Below are 18513 nucleotides of genomic sequence, written 5' to 3' on the forward strand. Positions count from 1 at the left end.
CGCCGGGCGCGGCGTGTCGGCGCGCCCCGGTCGGGGCTACCGGCGCCGGGCGGCGACGGCCTCGTACACCATGGCGACCAGCAGGTCGTCGGCGTCGCGGCGGCCGAACTCGGCTGCGGCGCGCGACATGTCGTACAGCCGGTGCGGGTCGGTGAGCACCGGCAGCACGTTGCCGAGCACCCAGTCGGCGGTCAGCTCCGGGTCGTCGACGAGGAGTCCGCCGCCGGCCTTCACCACGGGCTGCGCGTTGAGCCGCTGTTCGCCGTTGCCGATCGGCAGCGGCACGTAGGCGGCGGGCAGCCCGACCGCGGAGAGCTCCGCGACGGTCATGGCGCCGGCCCGGCAGAGCATCATGTCGGCGGCCGCGTAGGCGAGATCCATCCGGTCGATGTACGGCACCGGGCGGTACGGCGGCATGCCGGGCATGTTGTCGGACCGCGGCAGTTCGTTCTTCGGGCCGACCGCGTGCAGGATCTGGACGCCGGACTGCTGCAGCCGCGGCGCGACCGAGGCGATCACCTCGTTGAGCCGCCGGGCGCCCTGGGAGCCGCCGGAGACCAGCAGGGTGGGCAGGTTCTGGTCGAGGCCGAAGGCGTGCCGCGCCTCCGGCCTGACCGCCGCCCGGTCCAGGGTGGCGATGGTGCGGCGCAGCGGGATGCCGATGTAGCGGGCGTCGCGCAGTTTGCTGTCCGGGGTGGAGACGGCGACCGCGTGGGCGTAGCGGGAGCCGATCTTGTTGGCCAGTCCCGGGCGGGCGTTGGCCTCGTGGATGACGATCGGCACGCCGAGCCGCTTGGCCGCGAGGTAGCCGGGCAGCGCCACGTAGCCGCCGAAGCCGACCACGCAGTCGGCCTTGGTGCGCTCGATGACCTGCTCGGCGGCCTTGATGGTGCCGCGCAGCCGTCCGGGGACGGTGATCAGTTCGGGGGTCGGCCTGCGCGGCAGCGGAACGGCGGGGATCAGCGCCAGTTCGTAGCCGCGCTCCGGAACGAGCCTGGTCTCCAGGCCCTTCTCGGTGCCGAGGGCCGTGATGCCCACGGTCGGGTCCTGCCTGCGCAGGGCATCGGCGAGCGCGAGCGCCGGCTCGATGTGGCCGGCGGTCCCCCCGCCGGCGAGTACGACATGCACCGAAATTCACCGCTCTCCGGACGGCCGCCGCTGGGCGGGCCGTCGCATCATCCGTCTCATCGCCCCGGTCAGGGAGTTGTTCCGCCCCCGCACGGCCAACGCCGCTCGCGTCGCGGGCTCGCTCCTGGCGAAGCAGATCAGCAGCCCGATCGCGAACATGGTCGGCAGGATGGCTGAACCTCCGTAGGAGAACAGCGGGAGCGGGACTCCGGCGATCGGCAGCAGGCCGAGCACCGCACCGATGTTGATCACGGCCTGCACCGTGATCCAGGTGGTCACGCCACCCGCTGCGAACCTGACGAAGGGGTCCTCCGTACGACCGGCCACGCGGATACCCGCGTAGCCTAGTGCCGCGAAGAGGGCGAGTACCGACAGCGTCCCCGCCAGGCCCAGTTCCTCCCCGGTCACGGCGAAGATGAAGTCGGTGTGCGGTTCGGGCAGTTCACCCCATTTCTCCACGCTCGCGCCGAGTCCTGAACCGAACCAGCCGCCGGACGCGAGCGCGTAGATGCCGTGCACGGCCTGCCAGCACTGGTCGCCGGTGCCCGGGTCGGTGGCGGCGATGCAGTGCAGCCGGCCCATCCGGTTGGGGCTGGTGGCGATGGCCAGGGTGGCCAGCGAGCCGGCCCCGGCGAGCACTCCGGCGAACAGGCGGGTGGGGGCGCCGGCCAGCCAGAGCATGCCGAACAGGATCGCGGTGAGGATCATCGTGGTGCCCATGTCGCCGCCGAGCATGATCAGTCCGAGCAGCATCACGGTGACGGGCACCAGCGGCACCAGCAGGTGCTTCCACTGCACCAGCAGGTTCCGCTCGTTCTTGCGGGCCAGCAGGTCGGCGCCCCACAGCACCAGCGCGAGCTTGCCGAACTCGCTGGGCTGGAGCTGGAACGGCCCGCCGACGGAGATCCAGTTGGTGTTGCCGTTGACCGTCTCCCCTATCCCCGGCACCTGCACCAGCACCATCAGGAACACCGCGCCCAGCAGCAGCGGGTAGGCCAGCGCCCGGTGCAGCCGCACCGGCGCCTTCGCGGCGAACCACAGCATCAGGGCGCCGATCCCGACCGCGAGCAGCTGCTTGCGGAAGTAGAAGGTGGCCGGCAGCCCGAACCGCAGCGCCTGGATCTGCGAGGCGGAGTACACCATCACCAGGCCGAGCACGGTGATCAGCGCACTGCCGCCGAGGATCACGTAGTACGCGGTCAGCGGGCGGTCCCAGGCCGCCCGCAGCCGGCCGGGCAGCCGCACGGCGCCGCGCAGCGCGCTGCCGCGCGGCGGAGCGGGGTAGGCGGTCATGCGGCCCCTCCTTCGTGCGCTGCTCCGCGCCCGCGGGGAGCGCGCTAGTGGGTGTCCCGGGCGGCGGCGTCCTGGGCGGCGGCGCCCGCCGGGCCCGCGGCCAGCGCGCGCACCGCGTCGGCGAACATGTCGCCGCGCTGGTTGTAGTTGTCGAACATGTCCATCGACGCGCAGGCCGGCGCCAGCAGCACCGTGTCCCCCGGCCGGGCCAGGCCGCGTGCGGCGGCGACGGCCTCGGACATCGCCCCAGTGTCGGTCCGTTCCAGCTCGGTGACCGGGACCTGCGGGGCGTGTCGCGCCAGGGCTTCGCGGATCAGCGCGCGGTCGGCGCCGAACAGCACCGCGGCGCGCAGCCTCGGCGCGGCGGCGGCGGCGAGTTCGTCGAAGACCGCGCCCTTGGCGAGCCCGCCGGCGAGCCACACCACCGGGTCGTACGCGGTCAGCGAGGCCTGCGCGGCATGGGTGTTGGTCGCCTTGGAGTCGTCCACCCAGCGGACGCCGTCGACGGTGGCGACCTCGGCGATGCGGTGCGCGTCGGGCCGGAAGGCGCGCAGCCCCTCGCGTACGGCGGCGGGTTCGACGCCGTACGCGCGGGCGAGGGCCGCTGCGGCCAGCGCGTTGGCGATGTTGTGCGGGGCCGGCGGCCGGACGTCGGCGGTCTCGGCGAGTTCCTGGGCGCGGTGCGCCCGGTCCTCGACGAACGCCCGGTCCACCAGGATGCCGTCCACGACGCCGAACTCGGAGAGCCCCGGCGCGCCGAGGGTGAAGCCGATCGCCCGGCAGCCCTCCGCCACGTCCGCCTCGCGCACCAGCCGTTCGGTCTCCTTGTCCGCGGTGTTGTAGACGCAGGCGACCTGGTTGCCGTGGAAGATCCGGCCCTTGTCCGCCGTGTAGGCGGCCATCGAGCCGTGCCAGTCCAGGTGGTCGGGGGCGAGGTTGAGCACCACCGCGGAGTGCGGCCTGATGCCGGGCGCCCAGTGCAGCTGGTAGCTGGAGAGTTCGACGGCAAGCACGTCGTACTCCCGCTCGCCGAGCACCACGTCGAGGAGCGAGACGCCGATGTTGCCGACCGCCGCGGTGCGCAGGCCCGCCGCGGTGAGGATGCTCGCCAGCATCCGGGTGGTGGTGGTCTTGCCGTTGGTGCCGGTCACCGCGAGCCAGGGCGCGGCGCCGGGTCCGCGCAGCCGCCAGGCGAGTTCGACGTCGCCCCACACCTCGACGCCGGCCGCCGCGGCGGCCGCGAACAGCGGACTCGCGGGCTTCCAGCCGGGCGTGGTGACGACCAGCCCGGTGCCGGCCGGCAGGGTGTCGCCGTCGCCGAGCCGTACGGTGATGCCGAGCGCCTCCAGTTCGGCGGCCTGGGCGCGCTGCGCGTCGCCCGCACCGGCGTTGACCACGGTGACGCGGGCGCCCAGGGCGTGCAGCGCCTTGGCGGCGGGCACTCCGGAGACGCCGAGTCCCGCGACGGTGACCGCGGTGTCCCGCAGGCGCTCGGCGGTGGTCACGAGGCGGCCACCCACGCGGCGTAGAAGATGCCCAGGCCGACGGCCATGCACATGCCCTGGACGATCCAGAATCTGACCACCACCAGGACCTCGCTCCACCCCTTGAGTTCGAAGTGGTGTTGCAGCGGGGCCATTCTGAAGACGCGTTTGCCGGTCAGCCGGAAGGAGCCGACCTGGATGATCACCGACATGGTGATCAGCACGAACAGGCCGCCGAGGATGGCCAGCAGCATCTCGGTGCGCGAGCAGATCGCGAGGCCCGCGAGGGCGCCGCCGAGGGCGAGCGAGCCGGTGTCGCCCATGAAGATCTTCGCCGGCGAGGTGTTCCACCACAGGAAGCCGAAGCAGGCGCCCATCAGCGCGGCGGACACCACCGCGAGGTCCAGCGGGTTGCGCACCTCGTAGCAGGCGTTGTTGGCGCTGACCGGGGTGCCGCACCACTGGCCGTACTGCCACACGCCGATGACGGTGTACGCGGCGAAGACCATCACCGAGGCGCCGGTGGCCAGGCCGTCGAGGCCGTCGGTGAGGTTCACGCCGTTGGACATCGCCAGGATCATGAACAGCGCCCAGATCACGAAGATCACCGGGCCGATGGACCAGCCGAAGTCCGTGGTGAAGGAGAGCTTGGTGGACGCCGGGGTCTGGCCGCGGGAGTCCTTGAAGTTCAGCGCCAGCACCGCGAAGGCGATGCCGACGGTGAGCTGGCCGCCCATCTTCGCCTTCGCCCGCAGGCCGAGGCTGCGCTGCTTGACGATCTTGATGTAGTCGTCGAGGAAGCCCACCAGGCCCATGCCGACGGTCAGGAACAGCACCAGCACACCGGAGACGCTGGGCTTGTCGCCGGTGATCAGCTTGGTCACCGCGTACGCGATCAGGGTGGCCAGGATGAAGGCGATGCCGCCCATGGTGGGGGTGCCGCGCTTGCTGTGGTGGGCCTTGGGGCCGTCGTCCCGGATCATCTGCCCGTAGCCCTTGCGGGCCAGCAGGCGGATCAGCAGCGGAGTGCCGATCAGCGACAGGAAGAGCCCGAGCACGCCGGAGACGAGGATCTGCTTCATCGGGCGGCACCCTCGCTGCCCTCGGTCAGCGCCAAGGCGACGGCTTCGAGCCCCACCGACCTCGATGCCTTCACCAGCACGACGTCTCCCGGGCGCACTTCGCTGCGCAACAGGTCGATCGCCGCCTCCGCGTCGGACACGTGCACCGACTCCTCACCCCACGAACCCTCGTTATAGGCGCCCATTTGCAGCCAGGCGGCTTCGGTACCGCCCACGGCCACGAGCTTGCTGACGTTGAGCCGGACGGCCAGCCGCCCCACCGCGTCGTGCTCGGTGAGCGACTGCTCGCCGAGTTCGGCCATCTTCCCCAGCACCGCCCAGGTCCGCCCTCCCCGGGCCTGTGCGGACGTGCCCATCGCGGCCAGTGCGCGCAGGGCTGCCCTCATGGACTCGGGATTCGCGTTGTAGGCGTCGTTGACGACCGTCACGCCGTCGGGCCGCTCGGTGACCTCCATCCGCCAGTGCGAGAGCGAGCCGGCCTCACAGAGTGCGGTGGCGATCTCCCCGGCGGGCATGCCGAGTTCACTGGCGACGGCGGCCGCGGCGAGCGCGTTCGACACGTGGTGCTCACCGTACAGGCGCAAGGTCACATCGGCGCACCCGGTGGGTGTTCGCAGCGCGAAGACGGCCTGACCTCGGTCGTTGAGCCGGACATTCTCGGCGCGGACGGCGGCCTGCTCGCTCTCCCCGAAGAGCACCACGCGCGCCTTGGTGCGGCTCGCCATGGCGAGCACCAGCGGATCGTCGGCGTTGAGCACCGCGATACCGCCCTCGGCCGCCGCGGGCAGCGACTCGACCATCTCGCCCTTGGCCTCGGCGATGCGCTCGCGGCTGCCGAACTCGCCGATGTGCGCGCTGCCGACGTTGAGCACCATGCCGATCCGCGGCGGGGTGAGCCCGGTCAGGTAGCGGATGTGGCCCACGCCGCGGGCGCCCATCTCCAGCACCAGGTGCCGGGTGGACTCGTCGGCGCTGAGCACGGTCAGCGGCAGCCCGATCTCGTTGTTCAGCGAGCCCGGGGTCCACACCGTCGGCGCCAGGCGCTGCAGCAGCTGCGCGACCAGGTCCTTGGTGCTGGTCTTGCCGGCCGAGCCGGTCAGCGCCACCACGGTCGCGCCGAGCTGCTCCAGCACGTGCCGGGCGAGCGCGCCCAGCGCGGCCTGGACGTCGTCCACCACGATGGCGGGCACGCCGACGGGGCGGGCCGCGAGCACCGCGACCGCGCCGTCCGCGACCGCTCCCGCGGCGAACGCGTGGCCGTCCACCCGCTCCCCGGCGAACGCCACGAAGAGCGCGCCGGGCCCGACCTCGCGGGAGTCCCTGACCACGGGCCCGGTGACCCGAACGCCACTGTCCGGTATGTCGTGCATGCTCCCGCCGACCGCACGTGCGACCTCGGCGAGGGTAAGGGGGATCACTGTTGTTTCTGGTCCTTCTCGATCGCGGCGCGCAGCACCTCACGGTCGTCGAAGGGGCGCACCTCTCCGGCGATGTCCTGGCCCTGCTCATGGCCCTTCCCCGCGACCAGCACGATGTCGCCCGGCCGCGCCTGGGCGACGGCGGTGGCGACGGCGGCGGCCCGGTCCGGTTCGACGATGACGTGGCCGCGCTGACCGGAGGGGACCTCCACGGCCCCGTCCAGCATCGCGGCGAGGATCGCCAGCGGGTCCTCGGAACGCGGGTTGTCCGAGGTCAGTACGGCGGTGTCGGCGAGCCGGGCCAGCGCGGCGCCCATCGGCCCGCGCTTGGTGCGGTCCCGGTCGCCGCCGCAGCCCAGCACGGCGTGGATGCGGCCCTCGGTGGTGGTGCGCAGGGCCTGCAGCACCGACTCCACCGCGTCGGTCTTGTGGGCGTAGTCCACCACCGCCAGGTACGGCTGCCCGGCGTCGACCCGCTCCAGCCGGCCCGGCACCCCGGGCACCCCGGCGATGCCGTCGGCGGCGGCCTGCGGGTCCAGCCCGGCCGAGGCCAGCGCGGCGATCGCCGCGAGCGTGTTGGCCACGTTGAACGGGCCGGGCAGCGGCGCGACCGCCTGCACCCGCTCGCCCTTCGGCCCGAGCACGGTGAAGCGGCTGTCCAGCAGCCGCGCCTCGACGTCCTCGGCCCGCCAGTCCGCGTCGAGGCGGCCCCGCGCGGAGAAGGTCACCAGCGGCACGCCCGCCTCGGCGACCAGCCTGCGGCCGTACTCGTCGTCCAGGTTGACCACCCCGAGCCGGCTGCGGCGCGGCGTGAACAGCTGCGCCTTGGCCTGGAAGTAGTCCTCCATGCCGGAGTGGAACTCCATGTGCTCCGGGCTGAGGTTGTTGAAGACGGCCACGTCGAAGACCGCGCCGTCGACCCGGCCGAGCACCAGCGCGTGGCTGGAGACCTCCATGACGACCGACTCCACGCCGCGCTCGCGCATCACCGCGAACAGCGCCTGGAGGTCGGTGGCCTCGGGGGTGGTGCGCTCGCTCTTGATCCGCTCGTCGCCGATCCTCGTCTCGACCGTGCCGATGAGCCCGGTCCCGCCGTGCCTGACCGCCCGCAGGCCGCCCTCGACGAGGTACGAGGTGGTGGTCTTGCCCGAGGTGCCGGTGATGCCGATCCGCAGCATCCCCTCACCCGGCTCGCCGTAGACCGCCGCGGCCAGGCCGCCCATCACCGCCCTGGGGTCGGCGACCGCCAGCACCGGCAGGCCGGTGGCGGCCGCGGCCGCCTCGCCCTCGGCGTCGGTCAGCACGGCGACCGCGCCGGCCGCGGCCGCCTGCTCGGCGAACTGCGCGCCGTGGAAGCGCGCGCCGGGCAGCGCCGCGTACAGGTCGCCGGGGCGCACCGCCCGCGAGTCGTGGGTGATGCCGGTGACCTGCGCGGCACGATCGGGCGCCGGCACGCCGAGCCGGCCGGCGAGGTCCGCCAGCGGCGTGGGGCGCGGATGCGCCGGGCGCGGCGCGCCCGGCTGTCTGAGGGTGGACTGATCAGCTGTGGGCACGGCGGTGAGGTTACCGGCCCGGTCGGTCTCCGGGCCAAAACGGGCCGGTCGCGGCGGGTGCGGGTCGCGATCGGGCCGGCCGGCGGGTCGGTCCGCGGCGCCGTGCGGCGCGAGCGGGCTGCGGTGTGCTGTCACGGTGGATCACTGCCCCTTGGCGCCGGCCGGCGAGGCCGGCGCGGACGGGTCGAAGGTGATCGGCAGGTGCGGGGCGGGCTTGCCGGTGGGCGGCACGTCCAGTGACTTCAGGGCGAACTCCATCACCTTCTTGAAGACCGGCCCGCAGATGTCGCCGCCGAAATAACTGCCCTTGGTGGGGTTCTGGATCACGCAGGAGACCGTGACCCGCGGGTCGTCGGCCGGCGCGAAGCCCATGAAGGAGGAGGTGTAGCCCTTGTAGCGGCCGGTCTTGGGGTCCACCCGGTTGGCCGTACCGGTCTTGCCCGCGACCCGGTAGCCGTCGATCCGGGCGTTCATGCCGGTGCCCTGCTCGCTGCCGACCACCGACTCCAGCATCTGCGAGAGCGTCCTGGCCGTCGCGGCGCTGACCACCCGGGTCCTCTTCGGCGGGTCGGCGGGCGTGAAGCGGCCGTCGGGTCCGGTGATGCCGCGGATCAGCGAGGGCTCGACGCGCACCCCGCCGTCGGCGATCGTCGCGTAGACGGAGGTGGCCTGCAGCGCGTTCAGCGACAGGCCCTGGCCGAACGGGATGGTGTACTGCTGCGAGGCGTTCCAGTCCTGCGGCTTGGCCAGGATGCCGGGCGTCTCGCCGGGGAACCCGATGCCGCTGGGCTCGCCGATGCCGAACTTCTTCAGGTACGAGTAGAGCACCCTGTTGGCCTGCGCCTGGGTCGCGCCGAGCTGCTGGCTGGCGAGGATGGTGCCGATGTTGCTGGACTTGGCGAGCACGCCGTTGAGCGTGAGGTGCCAGGTGCCGTGGTCCACGTCGTCGTGGAAGATCCGGTCCGCGCGCGGCAGCGTGCCGGGGACGGTGACGCGGGTGGTGGGGGTGGCGGTGCCGGTGTCGAGGATCGCGGCCATCGACATCAGCTTGCTGACGCTGCCCGGCTCGTAGGCGTCCTGCAGGGCGGCGTTGCCCAGCGCGGCGGAGTCGGCGTGCGCGAGGTCGTTGGGGTCGTATCCCGGAGCATCGGCCATGGCCAACACCTGCCCGGTCCTGTTGTCCTCCACCACCACGTAGCCGCGGTCGGCCGCGGATGCGGCCACCTGGGCCGAGATGGCGCTCTGCGCGGCCCACTGGATGTCCCGGTCGAGGGTGAGCTGCACATCGTCGCCGGGGACCGCGGGCTGGTCCTGGCCGCCCGCGGTGGGCACCTCGCGGCCGTTGGACTGGGCGTAGCGGATCTTGCCGTTGGTGCCGGAGAGCTGCTTGTCGAGCATCGACTCCAGGCCGCCGGCGCCCTGGCCCTCGCTGTTCACGAAGCCGATGACGCCGGCCGCGAGGTCGCCGGCCGGGTAGACCCGCCGGGAGTGCGGCTCGTTGAAGACCCCGGCCAGCACGTTCGCGCCCTCGCCGGTGGCGGCCTTGTCGGCGAAGGCGGCCTTGAGGTCCTTGATCTGGTTCCACACCTGCGGGGACTGCCGGGTGGCGAGCACCTGGAAGCGCGAGCCCGGGGTGGCCAGCTGCCGGGCGATGGTCGTCGCGTCGCCGCCCACGATCGGCGCGAGCAGCTCCGCCGCCTGCTGCGGGGCGTCCGCGACCTTGGTCTGCGCGCGGGTGAAGAGGTACGGGTCGGCGATGACGTCGAAGGCGTCGACGGTGGTGGCGAGGTCCGCGCCGGTGCGGTCGGTGATCGTGCCGCGGTCCGCGGTGACCTCGTGGGTCACCCAGCGGTTCACCGCCGCCTTGGACGCGTACGCGGACGCGTCCACCGCCTGCACCTGGAGCAGCCGCACCACGAACACGGCCATCACGATGGTCAGCGCCGCGCCCACCAGCCGCAGCCGCGGCTTGGGGCGGCCGAGGCGCACGGTCCGGCCGACCGAGGGCGCGGGACGGCGGTACGGCCCGCGCGGGCCGTGGGGGCCTCCCCCGGCGCTGCGGGGCCGCGCCACCCGCGGGTCGCCGCCGGCCGGCGCGGGCCGCCGCGCGCGCGGTGGCGGCTCGGCGGCGGCGCCGGCGGGCCTGCGCACCCGGCGCGGCGCGCCGTCCTGCTCCTCGGGGCGCCGGGCCCGGGGGGCGCCCCGGGCGTCGCGGCCGCCCTGCGCCCGGTCGGGGCGGTCCGGGCGATCCGGTCGGTCGGGGCGGCCCGACCGGGGGTCGCGCCCGGTCACCGCGCACCGCCCGCGGCGGAGCCGCTCGGGGTCGGCCCGGAGGGGGTCGCGCCGGAGGGGGTCGCACCGGAGCCTGGGGCCGACGACGGTGCCGGCGAGGACGGCGACGGGGGCGCGGGCGGCTCGGTGGCCGGCGACGGGCTGCCGTGGACGCCGCCGCCGGGCGTCAGGAACGCCGGCTCGCCACCCGGGACCATGCCGAGCCGCCTGGCCCGGTCGGCGAGCGACCCGGGCGCCGAGTAGCCGTCCACGTCCTGCTGGAGCTGCTGCTGCTCGTCGGTGTAGCCGGTGGTCTCCTTCTGCAGCTTGTTCAGCTCGAACGAGTCCTGGTTGACCGCCGAGTTCAGCAGCAGCAGCGAGATCAGGCCGCCCGCGAGCAAGGTCACGATGAGGACGACGAACGGGGTGCGGGCCGCGGTTGCACTGCCGCGGGCCCCCGCGATCCCCGCGACCCGGCCGAGCCGCGCCCCGCGGCCGGCGCCGCGGACCGCTCCCGGCCGCCCGGCGGCGCCCCGTCCCGGCCGCACGCCGCCACCGCGACCGGCGCCGTGCCCGCTTCCGCCCTGTCCGCTCACCGCACGTCCTCCCTGATCCGCTCCGCGCCGCGCAGCCGGGCCGGCGCGGCCCGCCGGTTCTCGGCGATCTCGTCCTCGCTGGGCAGCTCCGCGCCGCGGGTCAGCAGCCTCAGCCGCGGCTGGTACTGCTCGGGCACCACCGGCAGGCCGGGCGGCGCGGTGTTCGCCGCGCCGGCCGCGAGGACCTGCTTGACCAGCCGGTCCTCCAGCGACTGGTAGGCCAGCACCGCGATCCGGCCGCCGACCGCGAGCGCCCCGACCGCGGCCGGGACCGCCCGCTCCAGCACCGACAGCTCGCCGTTGACCTCGATCCGCAGCGCCTGGAAGGTGCGCTTGGCCGGGTTGCCGCCGGTGCGCTTGGCGGCCTGCGGCAGCGCGTCCCTGATCAGCTCGACCAGCCGGGCGCTGGTGGTGAAGGGCTCCCGGTCGCGTTCGCGCACGACCGCGTCCACGATCTTGCGGGCGAACTTCTCCTCGCCGTAGGAGCGCAGGATCCTGACCAGCTCGCCCGGCGGGTAGGTGTTGAGCACCTCGGCCGCGCTGATCCCCGTCGACTGGTCCATCCGCATGTCCAGCGGCGCGTCCTGGGCGTAGGCGAAGCCGCGGCCGGCCTCGTCGAGCTGCATCGAGGAGACGCCGAGGTCGAAGAGCACGCCCTGGACGCGGGCCACGCCCAGCCGGTCCAGCACCTCGGGCAGCTCGTCGTAGACCGCGTGGACCAGCGTGGCGCGGTCGCCGAAGGGGGCCAGCCGTTCCGCGGACAGCCGCAGCGCCTCCGGGTCGCGGTCGAGCGCGACCAGCCGGGCAGCCGGGAAGGTGGCGAGCAGCGCCTCGCTGTGGCCGCCGAGTCCGAGCGTCGCGTCCACCACGACGGCGCCCGGTTCTGCGAGGGCGGGGGCCAGCAGGTCGAGGCAGCGCCGCAGCATCACCGGGACGTGCCGCGGCTGCGCGGGTGAGGACGCGGGCGAGGACGGGGACGGGTCGCTCATGTGGCTGGTTTCCAGAGGGTGCTAGAGGGTGCCAGAGGGTTCCGGCGGGGGCCGCGGCGGGCGCCGCGGGACGTAGGACCTGGTCCCCGCCCGCTCGGAGGGAGACGACCCGCTGGCACCGGGGAAGTGGTGTCAGCGGACCGGAGGAGCGGGAGGAGGCCGAGCCGTACGTCCGGCGGGCGGCCGGCGCCGGTGCGCGCGGTTGCCCGGCGCGCTCACAGTAATCCGGGCGGAACCTCCTCTGACAGGGCCGAAAAGGTGTCTTCCTGTGCCGCCAGATAGCGTTCCCACGCCTCGGCCGACCAGATCTCCACCCGGGTGTTGGCGCCGATGACGGCGCAGTCGCGGACCAGCCCCGCGTACGCGCGCAGCGGCTGCGGGACGGTGACCCGGCCCTGCTTGTCCGGCACCTCGTCGTGGGCGCCGGCGAAGAGCACCCGCAGGTAGTCGCGGGCGGACTTCGAGGTCAGCGGTGCGTCGGACAGCTGCTGGGTGGCCGCCGTGAAACCCTCGACGGGCCACACGCACAGGCAGCGCTCCTGCCCGCGGGTGATCACCAGCCCGTCCGCCAGCTGCTCGCGGAACCTGGCCGGCAACACCAGCCGGTTCTTGTCGTCCAGCCGAGGGGTGTACGTCCCGAGGAATCCCAGGAACACGGCCCACCTCCCGCAGACGGCACCACTTCGCGCCACTTTACTCCACCATGCTCCACCGGCAACGACGGACGCGGCGCGGCGCGCCCCCCGCCGACGGGGGCGCACCGCTGCCTCGCGGGACGCTCCGCGATACCGTCATAGACATGTCGATACCTGTCAGCGGTCCTTCCGAGCAGCCCGGGACCACCGCCACCACGTCCGTCACCGACCGGCTCATCGAGGCGAACGAGCGCTACGCGGCCGCGTTCCACGACCCGGGGATGGGCGCCGCCCCCGTCCTGAAGGTCGCCGTGGTCGCCTGCATGGACGCCCGCATCGATCTGCACAAGGCGCTCGGCCTGGAGTTGGGCGACTGCCACACCATCCGCAACGCCGGCGGCGTGGTCACCGACGACACCATCCGCTCCCTCGCGATCAGCCAGCGCGCGCTGGGCACCCGATCCGTGGTGCTCATCCACCACACCAACTGCGGCATGCAGACCATCACCGAGGACTTCCGCGCCGAGCTGGAGGCGGAGGTGGGCCAGCGCCCGACCTGGGCGGTGGAGTCGTTCACCGACGTCGACCAGGACGTCCGGCAGTCGATGGCACGGGTTCGGACCTCCCCCTTCCTCGTTCACGTCGGAGACGTGCGAGGCTTCGTCTTCGACGTGCACACCGGCCGGCTGCGGGAAATCACGAACCAGTAACGGCAGCCGAGTGACGTGGGCCGTCCCGAAAGGGAACAATGCATCGTGCGGCACGTCGCGTCCGATGCGAGCGTTGCGCACACGGGGAGGGACGGTCCAGGGATGACCGAACCCTGCGGTCCCCTGGAACAGGCCGAGGAGTACCGGGTGACGACCTTCGACGCACGAGCAAGCCTGAGCGATCTGACCACGACCGCGGAGCGGGTGCGCCGCAGCGTGGAGAACGTGATCGAGGGCAAGCCCGAGGTCGTACGCATTGCACTGACCGTGTTGCTCGCAGAAGGGCACCTGCTGATCGAGGACGTGCCCGGCGTCGGCAAGACGATGCTGTCCAAGGCGCTGGCGCGTTCGATCGACTGCACGGTCCGGCGGATCCAGTTCACGCCGGACCTGCTGCCCTCGGACATCACCGGCGTCAGCGTCTTCGACCAGCAGCAGCGGGACTTCGAGTTCAAGCCGGGCGCGATCTTCGCGCAGATCGTGGTGGGCGACGAGATCAACCGCGCCTCGCCGAAGACGCAGTCCGCGCTGCTGGAGTCGATGGAGGAGGGCCAGGTCACCGTCGACGGCACCACCTACGCGCTGCCCAGCCCCTTCATGGTCATCGCCACCCAGAACCCGGTGGAGATGGAGGGCACCTACCCGCTGCCGGAGGCGCAGCGGGACCGCTTCACCGCCCGGGTGTCCATCGGGTACCCCAGCGCCGAAGCCGAGTTGAAGATGCTCGACGTGCACGGCGGTGTGTCGCCGCTGGACGACCTGCAGCCCGTCGCGCACGCCCACGAGATCGTCAAGCTGATCGAGGCGGTACGCCAGGTGCACGTCTCCGACCCGGTGCGGCGGTATGCGGTGACCCTGGTCGGCGCCACCCGCAACCATCCCGACCTGCGGCTCGGGGCCTCGCCCCGGGCCACCCTGCACCTGGTCAGGACGGCCCGCGCGGCCGCGGCGCTGGACGGGCGCGACTACGTGCTCCCCGACGACGTGCAGTCGCTGGCGGTCTCGGTGCTGGCGCACCGTCTGCTGCCCACCGCGCAGGCGCAGCTGAACCGGCGCACCCCCGAGCAGGTGGTCGCCGAGATCGTGCAGCGGGTGCCGCTCCCCGAACCCGTCCCCGGCACCTGGCCGCAGCCGCCGGCCGGCCGGCCGCAGGGCACTGCGGGCGCACGGGAGCTGTGATGGCCTCGCCGCCGCCCCCGCCGCCGTCCGCACCACCGGGCGCGACCGGCGGCGGCCCGGGGCCCGCGGCCCCGCACGGAGGCCAGGGCGGCCGCAGGCCGCAGGGCGCCCCGGGGCCGGTCGGCGGTTCCGCGCAGCAGGGCGGGCAGCACGGCGGCAACGGCTTCCGCACCGCACTCGGCGGGCTGACCACCCGCGGCCGGTCCTTCGTGGCCGCCGGGGTCGCCGCCGCCGTGTGCAGCTACGTGCTCGGCCAGTCCGACCTGCTGCGGGTCGGACTGCTGCTGGCGGTGCTGCCGCTGGTGTGCGTCGCGGTGCTCTACCGCACCCGCTACCGGGTGGCCGGCAGCCGCCGGCTCGCGCCGTCCCGGGTGCCCGCGATGTCCGAGGCCCGGGTGCACCTGCGGGTCGACAACGTCTCGCGGATCCCCACCGGGCTGCTGATGCTCCAGGACCGGGTGCCGTACGTGCTCGGGCCGCGGCCCCGGTTCGTGCTGGACCGGGTGGAGCCGGGCGGCCACCGCGAGGTGTCCTACCGGGTCCGCTCCGACCTGCGCGGCCGCTACCCGCTGGGACCGCTGCAGCTGCGGCTGACCGACCCCTTCGGGATGGTCGAGCTGACCCGCTCCTTCAGCGCCTACGACACGCTCACCGTGGTGCCGCGGGTCGAGCCGCTGCCCGCGGTGCGGCTGGCCGGCGAGTCCTCGGGCTACGGCGAGAGCCGCACCCGGTCGCTGGCGCTGGCCGGCGACGACGACGTGATCCCGCGCGGCTACCGGCACGGCGACGACCTGCGCCGGGTGCACTGGCGCTCCACCGCCAAGTACGGCGAGCTGATGGTGCGCCGCGAGGAGCAGCCGCACCGGGCCCGCTGCACGGTGCTGCTCGACACCCGCAAGGAGGCGTTCTTCGGCGCCGGCCCCGACTCGGCCTTCGAGTGGGCGGTCTCCGGCGCCGCGTCGATCGCCACCCACATGCTGGAGCGCGGCTTCGCGGTGCGGCTGCTGACCGACACCGGCAGCAGCGTGCCGGGCCCCGAGGCCAGCGCCGGGTTCACCGGCGACTCCTCCGACATGGCCGGGCTGCTGCTGGACACCCTCGCGGTGGTCGACCACTCCGACGGCGACGACCTGTCGCCGGCGTACGAGGTGCTGCGGTCCGGCACCGAGGGCCTGCTGGTGGCCTTCGTCGGCGACCTCTACGAGGAGCAGGCGGTGCTGCTCGGCCGGATGCGCCAGCGGGCCGGCGGCGCCGTCGCGTTCGTGCTGGACAGCGACGACTGGCTGGTCCGCGAGGCGGCCGGCCGGCCCGAGCTGCAGTCGGGGCAGCAGGACCCGGCGGACGACACGGACAGCACCGAGCGCGCGGTGCGGCTGCTGCGCGAGTCCGGCTGGACCGTGGTGGAGGTCCACCCCGGCGAGAAGCTCCCGGAACTGTGGCAGCAGGCAGACCGTTACCGGTCCCGGGAGGAGCACCAGGCGCAGCGGCGCGGAGCGGGGGCGGACTCATGAGCGGGCGGGCACGGCTGACCATGTGCGCGGCGCTGGCCACGATGATGGCCTCGTTCTCGCTGCTGCCCCTGACCGACGGCTCGGGCTGGTACGTCCGCGCGCTGGTGCTGGTCTGCGTGCAGTCCGGGATCGGCGCGGGCGCCCGCAGGATTCCGCTCGCCCGGCCGCTGACGGTGCTGGTGCAGGCGGTGGTCTCGCTGGTGGTGCTGACCGTCATGTTCGCCTCGCACCAGGCGCTGGGCGGCCTGCTGCCGGGGCCGAGCGCCTTCCGGCAGCTCGGCCAGGTGCTGCAGGACGGCATGGACGACGTCAGCAACTTCTCCATCCCGGCGCCGGTGACGCCCGGCATCCGGCTGCTGCTGATCGGCGGCGTGCTCATCGTCGGGCTGGCCGTGGACGCCGTCGCCGTCACCTACAACACCTCGGCGCCGGCCGGACTGCCGCTGCTGGCGCTGTACTCGGTCGCCGCGGGGCTCTACGACGGCGGCGCCGCCTGGCCGTACTTCCTGATCGCCGCGGCCGGCTACCTGCTGCTGCTCCTGGCCGAGGGCCGCGACCGGCTGTCGCGCTGGGGGCGGGTCTTCGGCGGCCCGCCGGCGGCGAACGGCTGGGGCGGCTCCTCGGCGGGCGGCTCGACGAGCGCGCCGGTGCGCACCGGCCGGCGGATCGGCGCGATGGCCCTGGGCATCGCGCTGCTCGCCCCCGCGGTGCTGCCCTCGCTGGGCGGCGGCCTGCTCGACCCCTCCGGCCGGGGCTCCGGCTCCGGTTCCGGCCGCGGCGGTGGAAGCGGCTCGGTCAACCTGGTGGCCGCCCTGCAGGACAACCTCAACCAGCCGGACAACCGCGAGGTGCTGACCTACCGCACCGACGCCACCGACGTGCCGGGGACGTATCTGCGGATCGCGGCGCTCGACAAGTTCGACGGCAAGGCGTGGACCCCGTCCCACCAGGACACCCAGGACATCCCCGATCCGCTGCCGCGCCCGCAGGGCATGGCGGCGGACGTGAAGTTCACCCCGGTCAGCACCCAGGTGCGGGCCGACCACGACTACGTCCAGGGCCTGCTGCCGATGCCGTTCCCGGCGCTGACCGTGCAGGTGCCCGGCGACTGGAAGTTCCAGCCCGAGGGGCGGATGGTGATCGGCCAGGGCGGCCAGACCACCTCCGACCTGCGGTACGCGGTGACCAGCATGCAGGTGGCGCCGACCGCCGCCCAGCTCGCCGCGGCGCCGCGCGCCACCGGCCGGATCGCCCGGCAGTACACCGAGGTGCCCAAGTCGCTGCCGCCGGTGGTCGCGCAGACCGCGCGCGCGGTCACCCGGAACGCGACCGACGACTACCAGCGCGCGGTGGACCTCCAGCGGTACTTCACCTCCGGCCAGTTCGTGTACAACACCCAGGCCACGGCGGGCACCGGGGTCGACGCGATCGCCCGCTTCCTGCAGACGAAGGAGGGCTTCTGCGTCCACTTCGCCTTCACCATGGCGGCGATGTCCCGCACGCTGGGCATCCCGGCGCGGGTCGCGATCGGCTTCACGCCGGGCACCGCGACCTCGAACGGCATGATGTCGGTGGGGCTGAAGGACGCGCACGCCTGGCCCGAGCTGTACTTCGAGGGGATCGGCTGGACGCGCTTCGAGCCCACCCCGTACCGCGGCACCGCCCCCTCCTACACGCAGGACACCGCGACCGGCGGCGGTGACAACTCGCAGGAACTGGCGCCGCACGGGGCCACCAAGGCGCCCTCGGTCGCCCCGCACAACACGGACAGCTGCGCGCCGGAGAACCGCGGCGTCGGCGACTGCGGCCAGGCGGCGGCCACCGCGGGGGGCAACTCCGGTGGCGGCGGGACCGGCACGCCGCTGCGGATCGGCCTCTACGCGCTGCTCGGGCTGCTGCTGCTGAGCATCCCGGCGGCGCCGCTGCTGTGGCGGACCCGGCTGCGGGCCCGGCGGCTCGGCGGCGGCCGCGGGAAGCCCGAGGGGCCGACGCTCTCGGCGTGGCGCGAGGTGCTCGACACCGGCTGGGACTACGGCGTGCTGCCGGACGAGTCCGAGACGCCACGGCGGGCCATGGCCCGTCTGGTGGCGGACGGCGGGCTGACCGGCGAGGCCGCCACGGCCGCCGCGAAGCTCGCGACGGCGGTCGAGGAGACGCTCTACGCCCCACAGCCGCGGCCCACCGCAGGACTCGGGGCGGAGGTCCGCCGGGTGCGGGCCGGGCTGCACCAGGCGGCGTCCCGCCGCGTGCGGTGGCGTGCCACGCTCTTGCCGCGCTCCTCCGCGCGGCTGGCCTGGGCGTTCTCCGCGCGATGGATGGAGATCACCGAGCGTGCCTCGGCCACCGCCCGGCGCCTCACCGCCCGCCTCCCCCGACGGCTCCGCCGGGCCTGACCGGCCGGCCCTCCCGGGCCGGGAGCGCCACCGGGGCCGGCCGGGTGGCCGGCCCCGGCCGACCGCGCTGCCCCGCCTGCCGGGGCCGCCTGCGGGGCCGGGCGCGGCCGGGCGGGACCTCCCGGGCCTCGCCCTCCGCGCCGGGCGGTCCAGGCCGAGTCCGCTGCCGAGCGGCCCTCCGGGCCGCGTGCGCTGCCAGGTCAGGCCGGGGCGCCGGACGGGCCGAGGGCACGGCCCCGCCTGCCGGGCGGGACCTCCCAGGCCCCGCCCT

General features: G+C 74.2%; 14 protein-coding genes. 4 read left to right on the plus strand and 10 right to left on the minus strand.

Annotated features, from left to right (window positions below):
• Positions 1-36: 36 nt before the first annotated feature.
• The 10 genes from murG to mraZ all read right to left on the minus strand — a co-directional run bounded on the left by murG (position 37) and on the right by mraZ (position 12470).
• Positions 37-1128 (minus strand): undecaprenyldiphospho-muramoylpentapeptide beta-N-acetylglucosaminyltransferase, encoded by a 1092-nt coding sequence (gene murG, locus V2S66_RS06300; RefSeq protein ID WP_330793478.1) that lies wholly within the window; start codon positions 1126-1128, stop codon positions 37-39.
• A gap of 6 nt (positions 1129-1134) precedes the next feature.
• Positions 1135-2421 (minus strand): putative lipid II flippase FtsW, encoded by a 1287-nt coding sequence (gene ftsW, locus V2S66_RS06305; RefSeq protein ID WP_330793479.1) that lies wholly within the window; start codon positions 2419-2421, stop codon positions 1135-1137.
• Positions 2422-2465: 44 nt separating this feature from the next.
• Entirely contained in the window at positions 2466-3926 is a 1461-nt protein-coding gene (murD, locus tag V2S66_RS06310; RefSeq protein ID WP_330793480.1) for a UDP-N-acetylmuramoyl-L-alanine--D-glutamate ligase, read from the minus strand.
• Positions 3923-4987, minus strand: a complete 1065-nt coding sequence (gene mraY, locus V2S66_RS06315) for a phospho-N-acetylmuramoyl-pentapeptide-transferase (RefSeq protein WP_330793481.1) — start codon at positions 4985-4987, stop codon at positions 3923-3925. The genes murD and mraY overlap by 4 nt, the downstream gene beginning before the upstream one ends.
• Positions 4984-6405 carry a UDP-N-acetylmuramoyl-tripeptide--D-alanyl-D-alanine ligase gene (locus V2S66_RS06320; protein WP_330793482.1) on the minus strand — a complete coding sequence of 474 codons (1422 nt, stop codon included), beginning with the start codon at positions 6403-6405 and terminating at the stop codon, positions 4984-4986. Before V2S66_RS06320 ends, mraY begins: the two co-directional genes overlap by 4 nt.
• Positions 6402-8093, minus strand: a complete 1692-nt coding sequence (locus V2S66_RS06325) for a UDP-N-acetylmuramoyl-L-alanyl-D-glutamate--2,6-diaminopimelate ligase (protein WP_413966311.1) — start codon at positions 8091-8093, stop codon at positions 6402-6404. The genes V2S66_RS06320 and V2S66_RS06325 overlap by 4 nt, the downstream gene beginning before the upstream one ends.
• A 6-nt stretch (positions 8094-8099) precedes the next feature.
• Entirely contained in the window at positions 8100-9947 is a 1848-nt protein-coding gene (locus V2S66_RS06330; RefSeq protein ID WP_413966312.1) for a peptidoglycan D,D-transpeptidase FtsI family protein, read from the minus strand.
• A gap of 299 nt (positions 9948-10246) precedes the next feature.
• On the minus strand, positions 10247-10636 hold the full coding sequence (gene ftsL, locus V2S66_RS06335; RefSeq protein WP_330793484.1) for a cell division protein FtsL: 390 nt from the start codon (positions 10634-10636) through the stop codon (positions 10247-10249).
• Positions 10637-10821: 185 nt separating this feature from the next.
• Positions 10822-11814: a 16S rRNA (cytosine(1402)-N(4))-methyltransferase RsmH gene (rsmH, locus tag V2S66_RS06340; RefSeq protein ID WP_330793485.1), complete on the minus strand. Its 993-nt coding sequence runs from the start codon at positions 11812-11814 to the stop codon at positions 10822-10824.
• Between the two features lie 215 nt (positions 11815-12029).
• A complete protein-coding gene (gene mraZ, locus V2S66_RS06345; RefSeq protein ID WP_330793486.1) occupies positions 12030-12470 on the minus strand; it encodes a division/cell wall cluster transcriptional repressor MraZ in 441 nt (146 codons plus the stop codon).
• A gap of 143 nt (positions 12471-12613) precedes the next feature.
• Between mraZ and V2S66_RS06350 the strand changes: the two genes are divergently transcribed.
• The 4 genes from V2S66_RS06350 (at position 12614) to V2S66_RS06365 (ending at position 18242) form a co-directional block, all read left to right on the plus strand.
• Entirely contained in the window at positions 12614-13159 is a 546-nt protein-coding gene (locus V2S66_RS06350) for a beta-class carbonic anhydrase (RefSeq protein WP_330793487.1), read from the plus strand.
• Between the two features lie 147 nt (positions 13160-13306).
• Positions 13307-14338 (plus strand): AAA family ATPase, encoded by a 1032-nt coding sequence (locus V2S66_RS06355; RefSeq protein ID WP_330793586.1) that lies wholly within the window; start codon positions 13307-13309, stop codon positions 14336-14338.
• Positions 14338-15849 (plus strand): DUF58 domain-containing protein, encoded by a 1512-nt coding sequence (locus tag V2S66_RS06360; protein ID WP_330793488.1) that lies wholly within the window; start codon positions 14338-14340, stop codon positions 15847-15849. The genes V2S66_RS06355 and V2S66_RS06360 overlap by 1 nt, the downstream gene beginning before the upstream one ends.
• Positions 15846-18242: a transglutaminase TgpA family protein gene (locus V2S66_RS06365; protein ID WP_330793489.1), complete on the plus strand. Its 2397-nt coding sequence runs from the start codon at positions 15846-15848 to the stop codon at positions 18240-18242. The genes V2S66_RS06360 and V2S66_RS06365 overlap by 4 nt, the downstream gene beginning before the upstream one ends.
• Positions 18243-18513: the final 271 nt, after the last annotated feature.

It is taken from the genome of Actinacidiphila polyblastidii, from assembly GCF_036353415.1.
Taxonomy (GTDB): Bacteria; Actinomycetota; Actinomycetes; order Streptomycetales; family Streptomycetaceae; genus Actinacidiphila; species Actinacidiphila polyblastidii.

What these genes read in the sequence shown, in the direction of transcription:
- V2S66_RS06360 (WP_330793488.1), top strand. Translation starts at nt 14,338, where the DNA reads ATGGCCTCGCCGCCGCCCCCGCCGCCGTCCGCACCACCGGGCGCGACC.
- V2S66_RS06365 (WP_330793489.1), top strand. Translation starts at nt 15,846, where the DNA reads ATGAGCGGGCGGGCACGGCTGACCATGTGCGCGGCGCTGGCCACGATG.
- ftsW (WP_330793479.1), bottom strand. Translation starts at nt 2,421, where the DNA reads ATGACCGCCTACCCCGCTCCGCCGCGCGGCAGCGCGCTGCGCGGCGCC.
- rsmH (WP_330793485.1), bottom strand. Translation starts at nt 11,814, where the DNA reads ATGAGCGACCCGTCCCCGTCCTCGCCCGCGTCCTCACCCGCGCAGCCG.
- mraY (WP_330793481.1), bottom strand. Translation starts at nt 4,987, where the DNA reads ATGAAGCAGATCCTCGTCTCCGGCGTGCTCGGGCTCTTCCTGTCGCTG.
- V2S66_RS06350 (WP_330793487.1), top strand. Translation starts at nt 12,614, where the DNA reads ATGTCGATACCTGTCAGCGGTCCTTCCGAGCAGCCCGGGACCACCGCC.